Source organism: Chryseobacterium gossypii (assembly GCF_041361455.1).
Taxonomy (GTDB): Bacteria; Bacteroidota; Bacteroidia; order Flavobacteriales; family Weeksellaceae; genus Chryseobacterium; species Chryseobacterium gossypii.
The window spans coordinates 25,084-45,403 of the sequence record NZ_JBGCUR010000012.1 but is presented as its reverse complement, the minus strand read 5'-3'; the positions used below and the strand labels follow the sequence as shown (position 1 = coordinate 45,403).

The following is a 20,320-nucleotide window of genomic DNA, read 5'->3' as shown; positions in this document are numbered from 1 at the left end:
CTAACAGAAGATCAGAAATAAAAAAGAAAAATAATAATATTTACATGGAAAAACTAAAAAACTATATCTACGGCCAATGGGTGGAAGGAACCGGAAACGGAATCCCTTTGTACAATGCCGTGACAGGAGAACAGGTTGCTGTCTCCGATACGGAGGGGCTTGATTTTGAGCAGGCTCTTGACTACGGGAGAACGGTAGGGTACAAAAACCTTTCTTCCATGACGTTCTATGATCGTGGGGAAATGCTGAAGAAAGTAGCCCTATATCTTCTGGAAAGAAAGAAAAAATATTACGAATTATCATATAAAACAGGAGCAACCCACGTGGATTCCTGGGTGGATATCGAAGGAGGCTTCGGTACTTTCTTCACCTATTCAGGGTTGGCCAAAAGAATGCTCCCGAATACGCCGTTCTGGGTGGACGGGGATACTCAAAAAATCTCTGCCAACGGAACTCATCTTGGAACGCATATTCTGACTCCAAGTGAAGGGGTGTCCGTACAGATCAACGCCTACAATTTTCCGGTTTGGGGAATGCTGGAAAAATTGTCAACTTCATTATTGGCGGGTGTTCCCTCCATTGTAAAACCTTCCCCGTTCGGATCTTATTTAACCAATGCCGTTTTTCAGGATATGATTGAAAGCGGATTGCTGCCGGAAGGTGCGGTTCAGTTGGTTTGCGGGGAGCCGGGAAATATCCTGGACTATGTAAAAGATGGAGATTCCGTTTTGTTCACAGGTTCTGCAACAACAGGTAGAAAATTAAAATCCTTACCGTCAATTGCCGGAAATGCAGTTCGTTTCAATATGGAAGCGGACTCCTTAAACTGTTCAATTTTAGGGCTGGAAGCAAAACCGGGAACCCCGGAATTTGATTTGTTCATCAAGGAAGTTCGTAACGAGATGACTACAAAAGCCGGACAAAAATGTACGGCAATCAGAAGAATCATCGTACCCGAACATTTGGTTGGCGACGTTCAGAATGCCTTATCCAAAGCTTTGGACCAAACCAAGATCGGGAACCCGCTGAACAGGGAAACAAGAATGGGATCTTTAGTTGGAAGACAACAATATGAAGAGGTTTTAAGAAAAATAAATATGCTTAAGGCCGAAACAGAACTGATCTATGACGGCCAACACGAGCTTGTAGATGCCGACTATGAAAAAGGTGCATTTATGAGCCCGAAATTATTCTTTAATGACAAGCCTTTTGAGAAAAATATCTCTCATGATGTAGAAGCCTTCGGGCCGGTATCTACCATGATGCCTTATAAAGATGCGGAGGAAGCCGCAGCTTTGGCAAAAAGAGGAAAAGGAAGTCTGGTAGGTTCTATTGTCTCTTACGATGACCAGTTTGTGGCAGAAACTTCCTGGAAAATGGCTTCCCAGCATGGCAGGATTTTCGTTTTAAACAGAGACAATGCCAAAGAAAGCACAGGCCATGGATCTCCGCTTCCTACTCTGATGCATGGGGGGCCGGGTAGAGCCGGGGGTGGCGAGGAAATGGGTGGCCTGAACGGTCTTCATTTCTTCCTTCAGAAAACAGCTATTCAGGGGTCACCGGATATTTTAACGGCTATTACTAAAATTTATCAGCAAGGAGCGGAGAAAAAATTCTCAGACAAGCATCCTTTCCAGAAATATTTTGAGGAAGTTGAAGTTGGAGATTCTTTAGAAACGGCAGGTAGAACGGTTACTGATGCAGATATCGTTAATTTCTCCAATGTTTCATGGGATCATTTCTACGCACATACAGACGCAACGAGCCTTACAGGAACAATCTTCGACAAAACGGTTGCGCACGGGTACTTCATCCTTTCGGCAGCTGCTGGGTTGTTTGTTTCGGGTAAAAAAGGACCTGTTATTGCCAATTACGGATTGGAAAACTGTTCGTTCTTTAAGCCTGTGTATGCGGGAGATACGATCACGGTGTATTTAACGGCAAAAGAAAAAATCAACAGAGGGGTGAAAGGAAGAAATATCCCTTCCGGTGTTGTAAAATGGCTGGTGGAGGTCGTAAACCAAAGGGAAGAAGTGGTTTGTGTAGCTACAATTTTAACCCTGGTGGCAAAAAAATCTCCTTTCATCGATTTGAATGTAAAGAATATCCAGAAAATTTTAAATGGGCTGACTGATCATACTGCGCCGAAATGGGGGAAAATGTCTCCTCAGCAAATGATTGAGCATCTTGAGCACGGAGTTTTGGTAAGCCTGAGTGAACCTGAAGCGGATAAATGCTTTACCCCTGAAGAACATTTGGAAAAATGGCAGGATTCTTTATACAATCACCGGAAAATGCCGAAAGATTTCCCTGCTCCTTTCTTAGCTGAAGATGAGAAGTTGTTCGAATTAAGACATAAAAATCTTGAAGCTGCGAAACAGTCTTTCATAGATGCTTTAAAAAGATATTTAATTTATTACAAAGAAAATCCGCAGGCAGAGCACATGAACTTTGTATTCGGAAAATTGAATAAGGAAATGTGGGAGCTGGTTCACAGAAAGCATTTTACCCATCATTTTGAGCAGTTCGGCCTGGTATGATTTTAAATAACCATTAGATACATGTAGCAATTGATCAGATTGCTACATTTTTTTATGCTGTTCCTTAGGAAATAGTGATAGTGTTTTGTTGAAAATTAATTAATATATATTTATTTTTAAAATTTATTCACTTTAAATTGAAATATTTTATATTTTTGTAAGATCAAAAACTTATTACTATGAAAACAACATTTTTAATTGCTGCATGTGTACTATCTCTTGTCTCATGCAGCAATGAGAATCTGATGGTCTCGCAGGAAAATCATCAGACCGAAGCGATGACGAACTTCAGAGAGGCGCTGAAAAATATCAATAAGCCTGAAAACAGACCTACATCAGAGGAAATGAAAATGCCCGGTTTTCCGGAAATGAGTGAAAGAAGAAAAGATTTGCTTTTACCTGCTGCCAAAGGGCTGATAAAATCTACAGGGGTAAATGATTATGAGATGCAAAAAGCCACTGATGGCGACAAAAGTGCCATAATCAACTGGGCATTGGACATTTATATTGACAATACCAGTTCCCGGACCCTATGAAACTCATATAACCAAAGCTTTAATCATGAAATACCTGATCACTCTTTTCCTGCTGTTTTTCAGCACCCTGTACTATTCACAGACCAATAATATTAAAATAATGAATTTCTCATCACACGATATCCCTATTGTTGTGATTAGTGTTAACCCCAGTGCCACCGCCCAGGACTGTGTTCCTATCATATATAACGAAACACCGGTTGTTTTACCGGCCGGGGAATCCGTATCCTATAGCCAGCATAATCTGAGCATGACGTCAAGCCTGCCTATCAACGTTTGGCATTTTGTAGCCGGAAATTATGACAAGCTGTACGATTTATCATTAGGGCAGATGCTGGCCCAGACGGACACGGATCTTGTAACCTGGTCTCAGGCGATCATTTATGCACCCAACGGTCAGCAATACCGGTTGGGCATAGGTTGCCAGGCCGGCGGATTTACCAGCTTTACAGCAGGAGGTATTACCGCTGATCTGTCATTTTTGTCGGGCGATGCTATTATAAATATCACAGACTGACGTTATTTTTTATAAATTTTTAAAGCAGTTTCGAGGTAATTGGAACTGCTTTTTATATTTTAGGTAATACAGGAGATCTATGGAATTAAAATTTTTCAAGACTTTCACCTTGCAGATTTATGGACTGAAAGTTATTCAGTAAGAGATTACATAAAAGATTTTCCGTATGATGAAATGAAGATTTTGAAAGCTTTATCAAAGGTTTGAAAAATGAAGAGGAGTTTGATTTGAACTAATATAATTGTATTTTTAAGTACTAATATAATGACGGGCAAAAATCTGACCGCCCGGATCTTATTTGGAATACTAAATATGAATAAAACTTTTGCCGATAAAGTTATAGAGTTCAATCAAAATCTGAGCTATTCCGGAAAACTTCCGGAAGGTTTTCAGGTGTTAAACCCGTACCTGGAGAATCCGGAAACAATGGATGTGATGCGGAGGTTTTATCATAAATATTATAATGATGAAAACCGCAGGAAATTTATTATAGGGATTAATCCCAGCCGTCATGGAGCTGGAGTCACGGGTATCCCTTTTACCGATACCAAACGTCTTGAAAGTGTTTGCGGGATTAAAATGACATCAGCTTATACCCATGAGGTTTCATCAGTTTTTATGTATGACATGATCGCGGAATACGGTGGAGCGGAAGCATTTTATAAAGATATCTATATTAATTCCCCTTTTCCCCTGGCTATTGTCAGAAAATCAAAGAAAGGCTGGCTGAATGCCAATTATTATGATGACAAAACGCTTTTTGAAGCTGTGAAAGGCTTTATGATTGAATCATTGAAAAAACATATCAGCCTGAACCTTGACTCCTCCAAAGTCTTTGTCCTCGGAAAGAAAAACGCGGATTTTATTGCCAGACTGAATCAGGAAGAAAAAATGTTTGAATCCATGACGGTTCTGGAGCATCCGAGGTTTATCCAGCAGTATAAATCAAAGGAAAAACAACTGTATATAGACAAATATATCGTTGCCCTGAAGGGATAAACTGATGATCAATACCTGCCGGACGTTCATCAATGTCCGCTTCCTGTGGGTATAATTTCTCCGGACGCCTTCTATTTAGTATTTTTGCATGATTCAAATACATTTAAAATGAACGAATTTGTAATATCAGAACTTAAAAACAATATTGCCGAAATTACTTTCGGAACTCCAAAAAGTAACTCTCTTCCCGGAGCCATTCTTGAGAAATTGGCACAGACGATCTTAGATGAAGGTGCCAAAGATGAGGTAAAAGCCATTCTTGTAAAAAGTGAAGGAGAAAAGGCCTTCTGCGCCGGAGCAAGCTTTGATGAGCTGCTGGCGATTGAAGAGCTGGAAGCGTCTGCAAAATTTTTCGGAGGTTTTGCCAAAGTTCTGAATGCCATGAGAAACTGCGGTAAAATTGTAGTGGTAAGGGTACAGGGGAAAACTACCGGTGGCGGAGTAGGAATTGCCTGTGGTGCAGACTACTGTTTTGCAACCAAAGATGCGGCACTAGCCTTAACGGAAATCAACCTCGGTATCGGCCCGTTCGTTATCGGCCCTTATGTGGAAAGAAAAATAGGAAGATCCCAGTTTTCTGCAATGGCCATAGATGCTGATTTCAGATCCGCAGAATGGGCAGAACAGCACAATATCTATCATTCTGTTTCTGAAAATATTGCAGAGATGGATAGCAAGCTTGAGAAGTTTATGAAGACACTCGCATCCAGAAGCAGCGATGCTCTGGCCCTGATTAAAAAAGTTTCCTGGGAAGGAACCGATCACTTCGATGAACTGATGCCTGCAAGGATCCATATGAGCGCAAGCCTCATCCTGGAAGAATCTGCCAAAAAAAATATTGAAGCCATTAAAGAAAGATTGAGAGCAAAATAATAAACTTTGCTGATTATTAGATCGTTAAGCCGCTGAACATCCCCGGCGGTTTTCATTTACCTGATAATCCGGTAAAAAAAATTTTTGGAATTTGAAAATAAATTATAACTTTGTATTTCAAAGTTCTTTATATGGATTCAAAAAACTATCACGAAGACTTATCCCATATCCGTTCCATGATGGAGCGTTCATCCAGGTTTATTTCCTTAAGCGGATTATCCGGGGTTTTTGCTGGGCTGGTAGCACTTATAGGTGCTGCTTATGCATATTTTGTTTTCCAGAGGGAAGGGATAGATTATTTTGATGGGGAAAGAAACATTTATAGCCCGGCATTGGTCAGGAAACTTATCATCATCGGGATTTTGATCTTGTTTTTTGCTGTTTTGAGCGGATATTTCTTTACGGTTAGCAAAAGCAGAAAAAAAGGGCTTAAGATCTGGGATGCCACCACAAAACGATTGTTAATCACGTTTTCTGTTCCTCTGGTGACGGGAGGAGTGGTTTGCCTGGCTCTTTTATACCATCATCTTTTTCCTTTGGTAGCACCGGCAACCCTGATCTTTTATGGAATCGCCCTCGTAAATGCTGAAAGATATACACTTACAGACATTAAATATTTGGGGTACTGCCAGATTGTTTTGGGACTGGTTTCCATATTCTTTTTGGGGTGGGGACTGCTCTTCTGGGCTTTTGGTTTCGGAATTTTGCATATCGTTTATGGATTGATCATGCATAAAAAATATAAATAACTGGAATAATCTGTTAAATAAGTAATATTTTATATAACTTTTAAATAAGTCAGAAACCTGGATATGATAAAAATAAATCAACTCAATAAAGAATTCGAAAGCCGTGTGAGATTAGGCATCATGTCTGTTCTTATGGTCAACGACTGGGTTGATTTTTCGGAGATGAAGAGTTTACTGGAAATTACGGATGGCAACCTGGCGAGCCATAGCAATGCTTTGGAAAAAGCCGGGTATATAGAAGTGAAGAAAGAATTTGTCGGGAAAAAACCAAAAACTTCATACAGGGTAACACAAAGTGGAAGAGAGGCTTTTACTGAACATCTGAATGCTTTAGAAAAACTGATCTGGAAGTAGGATAAATTTTTTTTGCTTTTTAACTTTGAAATACAAAGTACTTTATAATTTTAAAATATGTTCACAATGAAACAAAAAACAATGTTCATTTTCGCTGTACCGGCTTTATTATTGGGTACGGCATTTTTAGGAAATCTCTTTATGGAAGGCTGGAACTGGTCACCGTTTGATTTTATCATTGCGGCAGTATTGCTCTTTGGAGCTGCCTTCTTCATACACAGGACAGTCATGGCAAAAAAAACTTTTCTTTCAAAATTGATGATTGTCATGGTTATTTTACTGGTATTGTTTTTAATCTGGGCTGAGCTGGCCGTCGGGATTTTCGGAAGCCCGTTTGCGGGAAGCTAGAACAGGAAGTATCAATTAATACCGAATAAATTATGAAAAGAATACGCGTTAAATTGCTTCTTTTTGTGTACGAGAAAACACAAAAATTATACAGGAAATACTTTAAAAAGAAAAAAAGACAGTGGCAATTCAATGAAAAGCAGCTATTGGAGTTTCAGGAAGATTCTTTAGGGCGAAAACTGGGAGAGTTTTATAAGAAACACGGCTTTACGATGATTCCCAAAATGGAAAACCATGATGTGCATCACCTGATCACAGACTGCGGGACCAACTTTGAGGATGAGATCGCCATGCAGTATCTGCTTCTGGGGAATGGCAAGCTGAATGCCCATCTTCTTGCAGCCATAGCTTTAGGAACATTGCTCCTTCCTGAATACCTGGCCATGTACATCCGTGCCTATAAAAAAGGACAGAATATGAGACCTTTCCATCACATGGACTTTGAAGCCCTGCTCTGGCAGAATTTCGAACACCTGAAAGATTTTATCCGGCAAAAGCAAACCCCGGTACATTTTTAACGGACTAATTAATCTCAAACCAAGCCCTATGAAAACCCATCAATATATATTTCTTACGACCGTCTTATTTGTAATTTTATTTTACAATGAAAATATCGGTCTTAACCTTGGTATTTTAGGAATACTTTATTCTCTGCTCACTCTTTACAGGACCCTGGAAAAAAACAGAACGAGGACATTTTTTATTTTTTTTGTGACTACTATACTGTCCAGCATCGCTTTTGCCTGGTATGGTGACTTTTCCTCTTTCCTGGCTGTCGTAAGCTCACTATTGCTCCTGTCATACCGGTCAAGAAACAGAAGGATGAAAATGCTTTTGCTGATTCCTGTTCTTATTGTAAACGGTTTTACTTCAATATGCAGATTTTTCCATTTTGATGGATGGCTTCCGAAAAGAAATATCCCGGGGCTGTGGCAGAAAACACTGGCCTTTGTTTTGATCCCGCTGATACTCGTAGCTGTTTTCTTTGCTGTCTATTCCGTGGGAAGTGATCATTTTGCAAACCTCTTTGCGAATATTGAAATAGACATTAATCTCTGGCAGTTATTAGTCGTTACGGCTTTAGGATTTTTTATTGCATTCAATTACTGGAACTATACCGTTGAAAGGCTGATATATAAACAGAATCATGTTCTGAACAATGATTTCATGGAAAAAGACAAAGTTCTGAAACCCTCCTATTCTTTTCTTGATCTTGATGCCGAAAGAACCAGCGGAGTGATTTCGTTTTTCCTGCTGAATATCCTGTTGGTTTTCTTTATTGTTACTTATAACTACGAGCAGTTCTACGAAGCAGGGAAATCTCCGGTTCAGCTTTCGGAGGAAACCCATGAAAGGGTAAATGCCGTGATCGCTTCTATCATTATGGCGATCCTGGTGATCATGTTTTACTTTAAGTCTGCCTTTAATTTTGATCCTAAAGCGGGTTTGCTGAAGATATTAGCCAAGATATGGATCTTCCTCAATGCTGTTCTGATATTTTCCGCCATGATGAAGAATTTTGAATATATCATAAATTATGGTTATACCTATAAGAGGTTAGGGGTATGCGCTTTCCTGGTATTATCACTGATAGGCCTTATCCTGACCTTTATAAAAATACAGATGAGGAAAAGAAACGCATTCCTTTTCAATACCATGGCCTGGTATTTCTACGGAACGATACTGTTTTGCAGCTATATCAACTGGGGTTGCCTGATCACCTCGCAAAATATCACCCGCAAAATTTTGATGTGGATTTCCATAAACAGTCCGTTAATTTCAGTGAAAAGCCGCTTTTGAAATATGCTGAAGAAAAGCATGAAGAAAAGCTGAAATCAGAAATCTTAAATAAAGTGAAGATTCGGCAAAAGGAAAGCTTCTTATCTAAAATCCTGTACTATCAAACCATTAACACTCCGGAGTAATGAAAAAACCTGAAGAAAGCTCAAGGTGGAATATCAGCCTGCTTTTGATGCTGATGGCAGGATTTTGCCTCGGCATGTCAGTTTTTCGATATTATATAAGTGAAACGAAGATATTTTTGTTTCTGAATAAAAACCTGTTACTGGCCTGTATTCCTTTTGTGATCAGCAGTTATCTGGTGATCCGGAATATCAGAAGCAAGGTACTGCTGGGCATTGCCATTACAATGTGGGTGCTGTTTTTTCCCAATTCGCCTTACATATTTACGGACCTTCTTCATCTTAAAATGAGGAGTCCGGTTCCTCTCTGGTACGATCTGATCATGATTCTTTCCTTTGCCTGGACAGGGCTGATCTTCGGATTTGCCAGCCTGAATGATATCAAAGATTTGCTCAGAGATCATTTTAACAGGTATACCGTGAATATCCTGGCTGTTTTCCTGCTTTTCCTGAACGGCTTCGGTGTTTACCTGGGCAGATTTCTGAGATGGAATAGCTGGGATATCCTGCATGATCCCTCCGGACTGTTTAATGATATTACGGAAAGATGCATTTATCCTTTTCATCATCCCAGAACTTGGGGAATGACGATACTGATGGGTGTTTTACTTAATTTTATGCATTGGGTAATTAATCCGGAAAGAAGGTGGGCAGGCAGAAAATCCTGAATGTTTTCACTTTTACTGGGGTTTGTGGAACGGTTTTAGCTTCGGATTATACCTGCAAGTAGCTATAACCAGAAAACATTATAAAAAATTGCTATGAAAAAATTATTATTGCTAATCCCGCTGATCATTATTTCCTGTAAAAAAGAAGGAAACGTTACAGAAACGGCAAGCCATGATTCGGTGGCTGTCACCGCACAACCCGATTCGCAGGCCGGAACGGATTCTGCTGCAATGAGAAAAAAAGATTCGATCATTAATAATGCGCCTGCAACCAAGGCAGTTCTAAGCAAAGGAGTGATGAGGGATATAAAAGACGGGCAGATCATAAGGACAGCGGACGCCTCTCAGCTTCCATTTACCTTTGGAGAAGAGTTCACGGATCAAAATCAGGAGCTTATCCTGAAAATTTCAAATTATGATAAGCCGAATCTCAAAGCCAGTATTTCCACAAAGGAAAAAGATTTCAACATCCGCTTTAACCAGATCAGATTGCCTGGCGGAGATTATGACGGACCTTTCGGGAGAGACATTACTTATGATATTAAGGAAAAAGGAGAAGTATGGCTGATCATAGGGAAAAGTAATATGGCATCCGGAAATACAAAAGGAAATTTTACGGTAAGTGTGGAATAATTTGGTACAATTTCTGCAAACTAATCTTCAAAGTTTCACCATTATGAAAAATATATTTTTAACAGCGGCAGTTGCTTCGGTGGCGCTTGTGAGCTGTGGAACCGTACAATCACTGGTTCAGAATACATTTCCTTATACCGCAAATGTTTTGGTTTCAACCGGAGTTCCGGCTGATAAAGAGATCTCCTCCACGGCAACAGCCTCTAATGTTCAAACATGGTTTGGAGGTAATAACAACGCAAAAATCAAAGATGTCAGGATTTCTGACGCGAAAGTATCGGTAGTATCACCATCCGGAGGAAATTTAAGCGCTTTTAAATCCATAAAAGTATATATATCGTCCAATGGTACAGGTGAAAGGCTGGTAGCTTCCAGGACCAATATCTCATCAGACGCATCCAGCTTAAACCTGGATCTGAACAATACAGGATTTCTGGATGAAGTTGTAAAAAGCGCGGGGGTTACGGTAAGAACCGTCTATGAACTGAAAAATCAGACAAGTTCAGATATGAACATCAAAGTTGCACTCAACTTCAGCAGTGTTCCTGCCAATTAATTTTTATAAAAGTTTATTTTTGAAAAGCGTCCCTCAATCTGAGAGACGCTTTTGTTTTAATATACGGAATAGAATACGTTATGCTTTCGTACGGCTATCCATTACAATGGTTACCGGGCCATCATTAATGAGGGAAACCTTCATATCCGCTGCGAAAATCCCGCTTGCGGTTTTCAGCCCGGATTTTGCCAGCTCTTCTTTAAAATATTCAAAAAGGGGAATGGCCTTATCCGGTCTGGCGGCTTTAATGAAAGAAGGACGGTTCCCTTTTTTATAATCAGCAATTAAAGTAAACTGGCTGATACACAGAATTTCCCCGGAGATATCCATTACGGAAAGGTTCAGCTTTCCCGCCTCGTCCCCGAAGATCCTGAGATTTAGAATCTTCTGGACCAGCCAGTCCGCATCAGAACTTTCGTCATCTTCATCAATGCCTACCAAAAGCATTAAGCCCTTTCCGATCTCTCCTGCGACTTTTCCGTCCACCTTTACACTGGCTTCCGAAACTCTCTGAATAACGACCTTCATTATTAATAATAAATGTTTAAATCTTTTGTGGATGGATTGAAATTATAGAGGTATGTCTTCGGTGGAACGTTGGCAACAGCGGTAGGCTGCCCTGTTAACAATATCCATTGGGCATTGTCCTTGGGGCATACCACCCTGATATTATCCTGAACCTCAAGTGTGGTATTAGTATCGGGACAAATATGGGGAGCATTCCTGTCATATACCTTAAAGGTGGTATCGGAAGCTCTTACCACGATCAGGCCTCTCGTTCCCGATTGCTGCTGATCAATATATACCCATCCCCCTACCTGGTTCAGGGAATAGTATGCGGGAAAATTGAGATTTAAGCTTACATTGATGGGGGTGTCTGGGAAGCAACTTACCGTGTCTTCGCTGCTTCCGCATGAGTTTATAATTAAATTATTGAATATCAGTAAAGTGATAATTGAAAGTGTTGAAAAAGTTTTTTTCATTTCAAATTAAATTTTATATATTTGTAAAACTTTAAACGAATATTACAAGAAAACATTGTCCGGCAAATGTCGGATTATTTTTTTATACTAAAACTAAATTTTGAAAATTATGGCAAGCTATGTAACAAAGGAGGGATTAGAGAAAATGAAAGCTGAGCTGGAACAGTTGGAAACTGTGGAAAGACCAAAAATTACCCAGCAGATCGCAGAAGCTAGGGACAAGGGAGATTTGTCTGAAAATGCAGAGTACGATGCGGCTAAAGAAGCCCAGGGTATGCTGGAAATGAGAATTTCTAAGCTGAAAGATGCTATAGCTACTTCTAAAATTATAGACGAAAGCCAGTTAGATACTTCAAAAGTTTCCATCTTAACGACGGTGAAGCTTAAAAATAATGCTACGAAGCAGGAACAGGTATTTACATTGGTACCGGATAATGAAAGTGATCTGAAAAGCGGGAAAATTTCTGTAAATACCCCTATTGCAAAAGGCTTATTGGGCAAGGCGGTAGGTGAAACTGCAGAAATCGTTTTACCGAACGGAAACAAGTTGTCTTTTGAAGTACTGGAGATCTCTTTATAATAGGCTGACTAAAATATTCTAATTTCTGGTAAAATGAGTACAATATTTACAAAAATCATTAATGGTGAAATTCCCTCTTACAAAGTCGCGGAAGACGAAAACTTTGTCGCTTTTTTAGACGCGATGCCATTAGTGAAAGGGCATACCCTGGTAGTCCCTAAAAAAGAAATCGATCTGATTTTTGATCTGGAAAGCGAAGAATACAAGAACCTTTGGGGATTTGCCCAGCAGGTGGCTAAGAAAATCAAAAGTGCAATACCATGTGTGAGGGTAGGAGTGGCCGTTGTGGGACTGGAAGTTCCGCATGCCCATATCCATCTGATCCCTTTAAATAAAATGGAAGATATGAATTTCAGGAACGAAAGGTTGAAATTATCGGAAAAAGAATATACTGAAATTCAGAACTCAATTATTAACGCTTAAAAATCGGGAATCGTAAAAACAATTTTACGATTTCTTTGTCATATACTATATTATTAAAATGAATTCAAACCAATGCTCTTTCTGCGGCAGAAAAAGAAATGAGGTGCAGATGCTGATTTCCGGTCAGAACGGCTTTATTTGTGAGAATTGTATAGAGCAGGCTCATGCCATTATAAAAGACAGTGTCTCTAAGGCCGGATTTTCACCCGCAGAAAATATAGAAGAACTGAAAAAACCCAAAGAGATCAAGGAATTTCTTGATCAATATGTAATCGGGCAGGACCAGGCTAAGAAACAGCTGGCCATTGCAGTCTACAACCATTACAAAAGATTACTTCATGCCCAGGATGAAAACAGGGAAGTGGAGCTTGAAAAATCAAATATCATTATGATCGGTGAGACAGGGACGGGTAAAACCCTGCTGGCCAAAACCATAGCAAGAGAATTAAATGTTCCTTTCTGTATTGTGGATGCTACGATCCTGACGGAAGCAGGATATGTGGGAGAAGATGTTGAAAGTATTCTTTCAAGGCTTTTAATGGTTGCTGATTATGATGTTGAAAAAGCTGAAAAAGGAATCGTGTTTATCGATGAGATTGATAAAATCGCAAGGAAATCTGATAATCCGAGCATCACAAGAGACGTTTCGGGGGAAGGGGTTCAGCAGGGGCTGCTGAAACTGCTGGAAGGAAGTATTGTGAATGTTCCGCCTCAGGGGGGAAGAAAGCATCCTGACCAGAAATATATTCAGGTAAATACCCAGAATATCCTGTTCATTGCCGGAGGGGCTTTTGACGGGATTAAAGAGATCATCGAAAGAAGGCTGAACAAACAGGCGATAGGCTTCAGCTCTGAAAAAATCAATAAAGTGGATGAAGATGAATATATATTAACAAATATTAATGCTATTGATCTTCGTTCTTTCGGATTAATTCCCGAACTTTTGGGAAGATTTCCGATCATTACCTATCTTGATAAACTCACAAAGGAGACCATGGTGAGGATCATGAAAGAACCTAAAAATTCAATTGTGAACCAGTTTGTGGAATTATTTAAAATGGATGGGGCCAACCTGGTTTTTACAGATGAAGCCATAGAAAAAATTGTTGATGAGACCATTGAAAAAGGGCTTGGTGCCCGGGGATTGAGAGGGACCACGGAAAAAGTTCTTGAAGACTATATGTTTTCCATAGGAGAGGAAAAAGAAATAATATTAACCAGAGATAATATTTTTGTTAATAAATAAAATATTTTTTTTTTGTTAGAAAAAAAATCATACCTTTGCGGTTGAGATATTGTATTAACGCACAAATAATTATATACAATGAGAAAAAGTTTATTTGCTATTGGTCTATTGGCCGTGGGTTATTCTGTTCAGGCGCAGAATGTTTTACTACACGTAGATGACACCGCCAATACATATGTAAGTGAAGGCACACTATTGTATACCGGAGGTGGTATACAGACAAGAGGTAATGGTATCATGGACATCCACGGTAATGTTATGATCGACGCTACTGCTGCTGATGCCTTCAAAACCATCACTACCGGGGGTGCTGCCAAAACTGACGGGGGAAATGTCGTCTTGAGACTTAATGACCCTGCCAACTATGAAACTTCTACTTACGGACAGTTGTACATCAACGGAATTTCAGCTGCAAACCTTACCGGGATCGTAAGTAAAGAGTACAGAACAGCGAAGCACGGTAATGGAAATTACTTCCAGCAAATTGCCCTGCCGTTTGCCGGAAAAGCATTCAGTTCCTTATCAACAGAATTAGCGAAAGCATTCAGTACTGCCAGATATTCACAAAATGAAATACTGACATGGAATAACCCTCTTGTGGTTTCCAATCACGTTACCAGTTTGTCCAATACTACTGCAGCCGCTCCTGTGTACTATATGTTAGGGTCAAAAAACAATAACCTTGACTTAAGTACGCCACCTGCAACTTTACCAACTATTGCACCTACACCGGCCGGTTCAGTGTTTACGCTTCACGGAGCACCGATTCCTTCAAGTGCTTCTACTACAATGGTAAACTTACAGGGAGCCGGGTCTACAGTTAACTTCGGACCTACCGGGAACAATGTTAACCAGTACAACGAAAAATACAACACCTATCTTCAGGACCAATTTGACAATACTACGGGAGCATGGCAGGGCACTTACGGTAAAAATATTTACCAGCTCGGAAACCCATACTTTACCAATTTGGATTTGTCCAGAATCGGATATGTGGAAAATACAGGTGTAACAGACGGAAATAATATTACTAACCTTTGGGGAGTTGAATATACAGCCGGTACCGTTGTAACCTATCCTAACGGGACAACCTATTCTACCGGAGCTCAAATCCAAACTTTTAACAATGATGGTACGCCTGTAGGTGATATCGGATTGATTATTAAGCCGATGCAGCCATTTATCATAAAGCTTAGAGATAACACACCTCAGACATTGAACTTCGAAACACTTAGAAGATTCAGTAATACTGTGAGAGCTGCAGGTACAGATTATAGTGTTACCGCTGCTAAGAATTCTCAGACCACTGCTAAAACAGGGAATGTGAAGCAGCTTGGGGTGATTGCCTTAGATGCTGCAGGAAATGAGGTGGGAAGAACCTATTACGTTGTTACTCCTACCGCTACTACAGGTCACCAGACTTCTTCTGCTACCAGTATCCAGGCCGCGGCCAGCGGAGCTAATGTGGTAGGTACTTTTGAGGAAGCTCTTACCGGAGGTTATGATAATAACTACACTTCTCAGTATTGGCTATATATCAATGAAGCTAATGAGAACAACTTTAAAGGGAAAAATGTAAAACTTGTTAATTATAGTTCTGCAATCAAATCATATAAATTTGAGATCAGAGAGAACGCTGAATTAGTATCAAACGGAACACACCAATTATCTTCAGGGATAGGGTTCTACTACAAAGCTCCGAACGGAACGCCGACACCAGCGGTACAAGGTGCTGTAATTCCTGTAACAGGAGCAGAATATGACCTGTATTATGGTGAGCCAGAAAGAGTTCTAGCTTCCGAATCTGTTGCGACACCATCAAGAACAATGGTAGTATATAATCCGGAAATTACTAATTATATTGTTAGATTTGATCCTAACTGGAAGAAAGCAGATATTGAAGTTTATGATATGAGTGGTAAACTTGTTCTTTCCAAGAAAGCAGTTGACACATCTAGAGATTTTGTGATTGAATTAGATAATGCGGTTAAAAACTCTTATGTTGTAAAAATTGTTTCTGACAAAGGGGAAACTGTTAACACTAAAATATTAAAATAAAAAATATGAAAACTATAAATAAGCTAGTATTTGCTCTTTCTCTTCTATTTACTTTTCTGGTAAATGCGCAGCCACCAAACCCTGGGGGCGGATCAACCGGGGGCCACGGAACAGGTGGGCAGGCTTCTCCTATAGATATGTATGTATATGTATTAGGGATTATTGCAGTAATGTTCATTGTGTTCTTTACAAAGAAATACTCGGGCAAGAAAATATCATAATAAAATTTTATTAAAATAATATTAAACTCTCTGATTAGTCAGGGAGTTTTTTTATTTTTACCCCATGAAAAAGATTTATATACTATCAACAGTACTTACGACCCTTGCTTTACAGGCACAATTTACAGTAACTATTCAGGCACCTGCAGACTTTAAAGATCAAGACGCTATCCTCTACACATTAAACGGATCTAAGGATATTATTGTTACGAAGCAGCCAAGTAAAAATAATATCTGGACCTTTAAATATCCTGATAACTATATGGGTATGATGAAAGTCTATTTTCCCGGTAGCAACAATAGTTTTAATTTTATTTCCGAGAACAAAAACGTAAGCATTAAGCTCGATACTCAAAATAATAAAATTAAGGATATTATTTATCAGGATGAAGCCAATTCACTGATGAGTAAACTGCAGGAAAGTACCCAGAAAAAACAACTGATATTGCCGGCTTTATCCCAGATTAAGGAATACTATAAAGACAATTCAGATTTCGGGAAGGCATTAAATGCTGAGATCAGCAGGTTATCCGGCCAGCTTGGGACCATAGACCAGGCACAGCATCCTTTTGTATACTATTATAATACGAATTATAATAATTTTTTATCTGATGGTAACGGGAAGAAGGTGACCCAGGATGATATCATCAATTTTATAGACACCTCTAATGAAATGCTGGAAACCTCTTCTTTATTGAGACCTTTACTGGTGGCTTATCTTAATGCAGGCGGTAATACCAACGTTAGCGGTTCGGTGGATAAACTTCTTGACAGGGTGAAGGTGGAAACTCCGAGAGGGCAAACCGTTCTATCAGAATTAATTGATATTTTCGATGTGTATGACATGAAAGAGTTTAAGGATAAGTACCTTAATATGGCCAAAAACCTTAAATGTACCATTACTGACAGGCTTGCCTCTACACTGAAGTCCAATGCAAATGTTGAAATAGGAGCCGTATTCCCTGATTATAAATTCCAATCAGCTGTAAATACAACTGCTAAGTCCCTTCATGGAGTAAAAGCGGATAAAAAGGTTGTCGTTTTCTGGTCATCCACATGCTCCCACTGTGAGACTGAGCTTCCAAAGCTTCTGGAAAAATATAATGATTTAAAAGCTAAAAATATTCAGATTGTCGGTCTGTCCTTAGATGTGGATAAAAATTCCTATACTAACAGGATCTCAGCATTTCCATGGATAAATGATACCGAATTGAAGGGATGGAACAGCAGCTATGTGGAAACCTATAATGTACATGCCACACCTTCGTATTTTATTTTAGATGCTAACAATAAGATAATCAGCAAACCAGACCATGTAGGCGATGTTTTGGATTATTTTAAGATAAAATAATTTTGGTGATAAGCAAATATTTTCTATATTTGCACCACCAAAACGGCGAGGTAGCTCAGGTGGTTAGAGCGTTGGATTCATAACCCAAAGGTCACGGGTTCAAATCCCGTCTTCGCTACAATAAGTAAAGGGTTGTAAGAAATTTTCTTACAACCTTTTTTGTTAGTACCAGCAATTAATTTTAAAAACCGCAGCTAAGTAAGTATAAGATTAAGGTGCTAAAAAAAGCAGCTATACATTCGTACGCTGCTTTCCCTAAGATTAATAAGTTGAGTGTAAAACTTCTTAAATTTTTATAAAATACTTTTCAATCTTAAAAAGAGACCGCTCCGGTTAGAGTGATCTCTCTCTATAAATATTCCCTTTACTTTTTATTTTGTAGAATTGTCAAAAAATCCATCAATTTTATTGACTTATATAAAAATAGATATAAAGAATAAATTGGCAATGGATTAATATAAATTAAGTAAATTATTCTGTGTAATAATGTATATGAAGAACAAAATTCTTTATCTTTGGGCAGATATCAACATTTAAAGAATAATATTCTATGGAACACCTTGATGATAAAGACCTGCAGTTGCTCAGGCTTCTTCAAAAAGATGCAAAACTTACGGTTAAAGAGCTTGCTAAAGAAGTTAACCTATCTCCGTCGCCTGTTTTTGAACGCGTTAAACGACTTGAACAGGAAGGGTATATTAAGAAATATGCAGCTATTCTGGATGCGGAAAAGCTTAACCTTGGATTCACCGTCTATTGTCAATTAAAATTAAAAAGTAATGATAGCTACCTGGCCGTGGAATTTGAGCGGGAAATCCTGGAAATTGAAGAAGTGGCGGAATGCTACAGCATATCCGGTGATTTTGATTTTCTCCTCAAGGTTTATGTACGGGACATGAAGCAATATCAGAATTTTGTTTTCAATATCCTGGGTTCTGTGCAGTCAATAGGAAGCACCCACAGTACATTCGTAATGGCGCAGGTAAAGAATACCCATGGTTTGACAATATAGAATAATTCGGGTGGGTTAATCCCTGCGGTTATGGGTCATCATACGGTGGGTGGTAAGGTTTCTATAGCTTTTCTTCGGGATATCAGCTTTGATATCCCAATAACTTCCTGATCTGGTAGAAAAACCTCTCGATCAGCCTCAAATCCTGGGTAACGATCTCAGCACTTCCCTTAAGCTCTTTGTCAAAAGGAAGATTCTTATTATAGGTGGTCTTCAGGCCTTTCGGTAAGATCACATCCACGTAATAATTCCCCTTGTCATCAGGAGAAAGGGAAATGTTCTGTACTTTGCCTTCAACAATTCCATATTCCTGGAAACGGTAATTATCCAATTTGATCAATACTTTTTCTCCGGGAACAATTTTACCTGAATTGGTAGAAGGTACAGACATCCTGCCCACTAATTGCTCTTTATTCCTTGGAAGAATAGACAAAATAACATCGCCGGTCTTTACAAACTGATTTTCTCCGTAAAACTGCTGAAAGCTGGCTACTCCGTCGGTAGAGGAGACCACAAGGTAGTTTTGTTCCCACTGCTTCAAAGCTTTTCTCAATTGCTCAAACAGCTGTAGCGTCTGGGAAGAGTAGGTGATCTTGTCTTTTTCGGTATTAATGGCTGCTCCGCTTTTGGTTTTATGAAGATTGGCAATGGCTTCTTCCATCTGGGATAATGAAATGGTGATATTTTCAAGGTTTTGCTGGGCCTGAATATATTTCACCTTCTCATTCTCAAGCTCTACCGCAGCGATAACTCCCTGGTTAAATAATTCCTGGGAACGCTGATAGCTTTTTTTCGAAAGCTCATATTTGGCTAATTCCAGATTTTTCTGCTGTTTGAGGGTTGCAATTCTCACCCTGTATTCGGAAATACTTTGATTAGCAGCCAGATTTTCAGGAGCATAAGGCTGAAGCCGGGTAAACAGCTGCTCATCCTGAAATGCCTTTGCAAAACTATTGTAATCTCCCTGAAGCTCTCCAAGCTTGAAATGAGAGGTCTCGCGGAGCGGAAAAGAAGAAAGCTGGTCAGGAGCTATGGAATCCACTATTTTTTTCAGTTCCAAAACATCCTTATAATTGGCGGTGGACTGCATTACCATGAGTACATCATTCTTTCTGACCTCCTGATGGTTCTTTATAAAGATCTTTTCTATTTTAGAATTAGTCCGGGCTTCCAGCTTTTCAGGGGGGTTCTGCGAAGTTACAATAATAGGTGCCGGAATGAATTCCGGATATTTTATTATATAGCTCATGATCAAAATGAGTATCAGAATAATAAATATGATGGTATTTCCCCAACGGATCATCCAGTGGGGAGGTTGGGTAAGAATATCCTGAACGCTTTCCGAACGCAGTTCAATATTGTCTAAAATGTCTTTTTCCATTGATAGGTTGCTTAAAAATCAAAATCCTAAGCTTAGGATTTTGATTACTTTTCATAAGATCTGTTATAACGGTAACTTATAGTCGCATTTAGGATCATTTCCAGGCTCAACGCCCGGGATCACAACGCCTCCGGGACAGTACTGGTTGCATGGGTTCCATTGCTTTACATTATTGATATAACAGAAACAATTACACGGATAAGCAGGAACCGGCCCGGCACCGTATACTTCTTTGAGATCTTGTCTCCCGATTTTCTTTAAATTTTTCATAACGTATAGATTTAGAGTTGGTTAGGTGAAGTTAGCGAAAAAACAGATTATTTTCCAAGTTTCTTTTGTTTTTCTGCATAGGTGATTCACCTGTAGATCC

24 protein-coding genes and 1 tRNA gene are annotated in these 20,320 nt (G+C 39.3%); 21 read left to right on the top strand and 4 right to left on the bottom strand.

The annotated features are described in order from the left end of the window. Window positions 1-44 precede the first annotated feature (44 nt). The 13 genes from paaZ to ABMQ40_RS08585 all read left to right on the top strand — a co-directional run bounded on the left by paaZ (window position 45) and on the right by ABMQ40_RS08585 (window position 10,695). Complete coding sequence (gene paaZ / locus ABMQ40_RS08645; RefSeq protein ID WP_370898589.1) at window positions 45-2,540, top strand: phenylacetic acid degradation bifunctional protein PaaZ; 2,496 nt, start codon at window positions 45-47, stop codon at window positions 2,538-2,540. Window positions 2,541-2,719: 179 nt separating this feature from the next. Beyond that, a complete protein-coding gene (locus ABMQ40_RS08640; RefSeq protein WP_370898587.1) occupies window positions 2,720-3,076 on the top strand; it encodes a hypothetical protein in 357 nt (118 codons plus the stop codon). 25 nt (window positions 3,077-3,101) lie between these two features. Further along, the gene (locus tag ABMQ40_RS08635) at window positions 3,102-3,593 is read left to right on the top strand and encodes a hypothetical protein (RefSeq protein ID WP_370898585.1); all 492 of its coding nucleotides are present in this window, start codon (window positions 3,102-3,104) and stop codon (window positions 3,591-3,593) included. Between the two features lie 312 nt (window positions 3,594-3,905). Beyond that, window positions 3,906-4,592 (top strand): SMUG2 DNA glycosylase family protein, encoded by a 687-nt coding sequence (locus ABMQ40_RS08630; RefSeq protein ID WP_370898583.1) that lies wholly within the window; start codon window positions 3,906-3,908, stop codon window positions 4,590-4,592. A gap of 108 nt (window positions 4,593-4,700) precedes the next feature. Further along, window positions 4,701-5,465 (top strand): enoyl-CoA hydratase/isomerase family protein, encoded by a 765-nt coding sequence (locus ABMQ40_RS08625; RefSeq protein ID WP_370898581.1) that lies wholly within the window; start codon window positions 4,701-4,703, stop codon window positions 5,463-5,465. 131 nt (window positions 5,466-5,596) lie between these two features. Then, window positions 5,597-6,214 carry a hypothetical protein gene (locus ABMQ40_RS08620; protein ID WP_370898579.1) on the top strand — a complete coding sequence of 206 codons (618 nt, stop codon included), beginning with the start codon at window positions 5,597-5,599 and terminating at the stop codon, window positions 6,212-6,214. 63 nt (window positions 6,215-6,277) lie between these two features. After that, the gene (locus tag ABMQ40_RS08615) at window positions 6,278-6,568 is read left to right on the top strand and encodes a winged helix-turn-helix domain-containing protein (RefSeq protein ID WP_370898577.1); all 291 of its coding nucleotides are present in this window, start codon (window positions 6,278-6,280) and stop codon (window positions 6,566-6,568) included. 66 nt (window positions 6,569-6,634) lie between these two features. After that, entirely contained in the window at window positions 6,635-6,916 is a 282-nt protein-coding gene (locus tag ABMQ40_RS08610; RefSeq protein WP_370898575.1) for a hypothetical protein, read from the top strand. A 32-nt stretch (window positions 6,917-6,948) separates the two neighbouring features. Further along, complete coding sequence (locus ABMQ40_RS08605; protein WP_370898573.1) at window positions 6,949-7,434, top strand: Coq4 family protein; 486 nt, start codon at window positions 6,949-6,951, stop codon at window positions 7,432-7,434. 28 nt (window positions 7,435-7,462) lie between these two features. Beyond that, window positions 7,463-8,716, top strand: coding sequence for a DUF4153 domain-containing protein (locus tag ABMQ40_RS08600; protein ID WP_370898571.1), 1,254 nt, complete (start codon window positions 7,463-7,465; stop codon window positions 8,714-8,716). 124 nt (window positions 8,717-8,840) lie between these two features. Then, window positions 8,841-9,506 (top strand): DUF1361 domain-containing protein, encoded by a 666-nt coding sequence (locus ABMQ40_RS08595; RefSeq protein ID WP_370898569.1) that lies wholly within the window; start codon window positions 8,841-8,843, stop codon window positions 9,504-9,506. 93 nt (window positions 9,507-9,599) lie between these two features. Then, a complete protein-coding gene (locus tag ABMQ40_RS08590) occupies window positions 9,600-10,139 on the top strand; it encodes a hypothetical protein (protein WP_370898567.1) in 540 nt (179 codons plus the stop codon). Window positions 10,140-10,182: 43 nt separating this feature from the next. Further along, complete coding sequence (locus ABMQ40_RS08585; RefSeq protein WP_370898565.1) at window positions 10,183-10,695, top strand: hypothetical protein; 513 nt, start codon at window positions 10,183-10,185, stop codon at window positions 10,693-10,695. A gap of 78 nt (window positions 10,696-10,773) precedes the next feature. Here ABMQ40_RS08585 and dtd read toward each other — a convergent pair whose 3' ends face one another. Continuing rightward, complete coding sequence (gene dtd, locus ABMQ40_RS08580; RefSeq protein WP_370898563.1) at window positions 10,774-11,223, bottom strand: D-aminoacyl-tRNA deacylase; 450 nt, start codon at window positions 11,221-11,223, stop codon at window positions 10,774-10,776. A gap of 2 nt (window positions 11,224-11,225) precedes the next feature. Next, window positions 11,226-11,678: a hypothetical protein gene (locus ABMQ40_RS08575; protein WP_370898561.1), complete on the bottom strand. Its 453-nt coding sequence runs from the start codon at window positions 11,676-11,678 to the stop codon at window positions 11,226-11,228. 109 nt (window positions 11,679-11,787) lie between these two features. Here ABMQ40_RS08575 and greA point away from each other — a divergent pair, with 109 nt between their 5' ends. From greA to ABMQ40_RS08535, 8 genes are all read left to right on the top strand, one after another. After that, window positions 11,788-12,258: a transcription elongation factor GreA gene (greA, locus tag ABMQ40_RS08570; RefSeq protein WP_370898559.1), complete on the top strand. Its 471-nt coding sequence runs from the start codon at window positions 11,788-11,790 to the stop codon at window positions 12,256-12,258. Window positions 12,259-12,291: 33 nt separating this feature from the next. Further along, complete coding sequence (locus ABMQ40_RS08565; protein WP_370898557.1) at window positions 12,292-12,681, top strand: HIT family protein; 390 nt, start codon at window positions 12,292-12,294, stop codon at window positions 12,679-12,681. A 58-nt stretch (window positions 12,682-12,739) separates the two neighbouring features. After that, window positions 12,740-13,927: an ATP-dependent Clp protease ATP-binding subunit ClpX gene (gene clpX / locus ABMQ40_RS08560; protein ID WP_370898555.1), complete on the top strand. Its 1,188-nt coding sequence runs from the start codon at window positions 12,740-12,742 to the stop codon at window positions 13,925-13,927. Window positions 13,928-14,005: 78 nt separating this feature from the next. Further along, complete coding sequence (locus ABMQ40_RS08555) at window positions 14,006-15,985, top strand: T9SS type A sorting domain-containing protein (RefSeq protein WP_370898553.1); 1,980 nt, start codon at window positions 14,006-14,008, stop codon at window positions 15,983-15,985. 5 nt (window positions 15,986-15,990) lie between these two features. Continuing rightward, complete coding sequence (locus ABMQ40_RS08550; protein ID WP_370898551.1) at window positions 15,991-16,206, top strand: Fjoh_0651 family PID-CTERM protein; 216 nt, start codon at window positions 15,991-15,993, stop codon at window positions 16,204-16,206. Between the two features lie 64 nt (window positions 16,207-16,270). Further along, the gene (locus tag ABMQ40_RS08545; protein ID WP_370898549.1) at window positions 16,271-17,557 is read left to right on the top strand and encodes a peroxiredoxin family protein; all 1,287 of its coding nucleotides are present in this window, start codon (window positions 16,271-16,273) and stop codon (window positions 17,555-17,557) included. A gap of 44 nt (window positions 17,558-17,601) precedes the next feature. Further along, a tRNA-Met gene (locus ABMQ40_RS08540) sits at window positions 17,602-17,675 on the top strand. A gap of 432 nt (window positions 17,676-18,107) precedes the next feature. Next, entirely contained in the window at window positions 18,108-18,569 is a 462-nt protein-coding gene (locus ABMQ40_RS08535; RefSeq protein WP_370898547.1) for an Lrp/AsnC family transcriptional regulator, read from the top strand. Between the two features lie 82 nt (window positions 18,570-18,651). Here ABMQ40_RS08535 and ABMQ40_RS08530 read toward each other — a convergent pair whose 3' ends face one another. Beyond that, entirely contained in the window at window positions 18,652-19,950 is a 1,299-nt protein-coding gene (locus tag ABMQ40_RS08530) for an HlyD family secretion protein (RefSeq protein WP_370898545.1), read from the bottom strand. Between the two features lie 63 nt (window positions 19,951-20,013). Further along, window positions 20,014-20,220: a bacteriocin-like protein gene (locus ABMQ40_RS08525; protein ID WP_370898543.1), complete on the bottom strand. Its 207-nt coding sequence runs from the start codon at window positions 20,218-20,220 to the stop codon at window positions 20,014-20,016. Between the last annotated feature and the right edge of the window lie 100 nt (window positions 20,221-20,320).

What these genes read in the sequence shown, in the direction of transcription:
- paaZ (WP_370898589.1), top strand. Translation starts at nt 45, where the DNA reads ATGGAAAAACTAAAAAACTATATCTACGGCCAATGGGTGGAAGGAACC.
- ABMQ40_RS08545 (WP_370898549.1), top strand. Translation starts at nt 16,271, where the DNA reads ATGAAAAAGATTTATATACTATCAACAGTACTTACGACCCTTGCTTTA.
- ABMQ40_RS08585 (WP_370898565.1), top strand. Translation starts at nt 10,183, where the DNA reads ATGAAAAATATATTTTTAACAGCGGCAGTTGCTTCGGTGGCGCTTGTG.
- ABMQ40_RS08555 (WP_370898553.1), top strand. Translation starts at nt 14,006, where the DNA reads ATGAGAAAAAGTTTATTTGCTATTGGTCTATTGGCCGTGGGTTATTCT.
- ABMQ40_RS08590 (WP_370898567.1), top strand. Translation starts at nt 9,600, where the DNA reads ATGAAAAAATTATTATTGCTAATCCCGCTGATCATTATTTCCTGTAAA.
- ABMQ40_RS08550 (WP_370898551.1), top strand. Translation starts at nt 15,991, where the DNA reads ATGAAAACTATAAATAAGCTAGTATTTGCTCTTTCTCTTCTATTTACT.
- ABMQ40_RS08600 (WP_370898571.1), top strand. Translation starts at nt 7,463, where the DNA reads ATGAAAACCCATCAATATATATTTCTTACGACCGTCTTATTTGTAATT.
- ABMQ40_RS08535 (WP_370898547.1), top strand. Translation starts at nt 18,108, where the DNA reads ATGGAACACCTTGATGATAAAGACCTGCAGTTGCTCAGGCTTCTTCAA.
- ABMQ40_RS08525 (WP_370898543.1), bottom strand. Translation starts at nt 20,220, where the DNA reads ATGAAAAATTTAAAGAAAATCGGGAGACAAGATCTCAAAGAAGTATAC.
- ABMQ40_RS08610 (WP_370898575.1), top strand. Translation starts at nt 6,635, where the DNA reads ATGAAACAAAAAACAATGTTCATTTTCGCTGTACCGGCTTTATTATTG.
- ABMQ40_RS08595 (WP_370898569.1), top strand. Translation starts at nt 8,841, where the DNA reads ATGAAAAAACCTGAAGAAAGCTCAAGGTGGAATATCAGCCTGCTTTTG.
- ABMQ40_RS08635 (WP_370898585.1), top strand. Translation starts at nt 3,102, where the DNA reads ATGAAATACCTGATCACTCTTTTCCTGCTGTTTTTCAGCACCCTGTAC.
- ABMQ40_RS08620 (WP_370898579.1), top strand. Translation starts at nt 5,597, where the DNA reads ATGGATTCAAAAAACTATCACGAAGACTTATCCCATATCCGTTCCATG.
- ABMQ40_RS08625 (WP_370898581.1), top strand. Translation starts at nt 4,701, where the DNA reads ATGAACGAATTTGTAATATCAGAACTTAAAAACAATATTGCCGAAATT.
- ABMQ40_RS08640 (WP_370898587.1), top strand. Translation starts at nt 2,720, where the DNA reads ATGAAAACAACATTTTTAATTGCTGCATGTGTACTATCTCTTGTCTCA.
- ABMQ40_RS08615 (WP_370898577.1), top strand. Translation starts at nt 6,278, where the DNA reads ATGATAAAAATAAATCAACTCAATAAAGAATTCGAAAGCCGTGTGAGA.
- dtd (WP_370898563.1), bottom strand. Translation starts at nt 11,223, where the DNA reads ATGAAGGTCGTTATTCAGAGAGTTTCGGAAGCCAGTGTAAAGGTGGAC.
- ABMQ40_RS08530 (WP_370898545.1), bottom strand. Translation starts at nt 19,950, where the DNA reads ATGGAAAAAGACATTTTAGACAATATTGAACTGCGTTCGGAAAGCGTT.
- clpX (WP_370898555.1), top strand. Translation starts at nt 12,740, where the DNA reads ATGAATTCAAACCAATGCTCTTTCTGCGGCAGAAAAAGAAATGAGGTG.
- ABMQ40_RS08630 (WP_370898583.1), top strand. Translation starts at nt 3,906, where the DNA reads ATGAATAAAACTTTTGCCGATAAAGTTATAGAGTTCAATCAAAATCTG.
- ABMQ40_RS08605 (WP_370898573.1), top strand. Translation starts at nt 6,949, where the DNA reads ATGAAAAGAATACGCGTTAAATTGCTTCTTTTTGTGTACGAGAAAACA.
- ABMQ40_RS08575 (WP_370898561.1), bottom strand. Translation starts at nt 11,678, where the DNA reads ATGAAAAAAACTTTTTCAACACTTTCAATTATCACTTTACTGATATTC.
- ABMQ40_RS08565 (WP_370898557.1), top strand. Translation starts at nt 12,292, where the DNA reads ATGAGTACAATATTTACAAAAATCATTAATGGTGAAATTCCCTCTTAC.
- greA (WP_370898559.1), top strand. Translation starts at nt 11,788, where the DNA reads ATGGCAAGCTATGTAACAAAGGAGGGATTAGAGAAAATGAAAGCTGAG.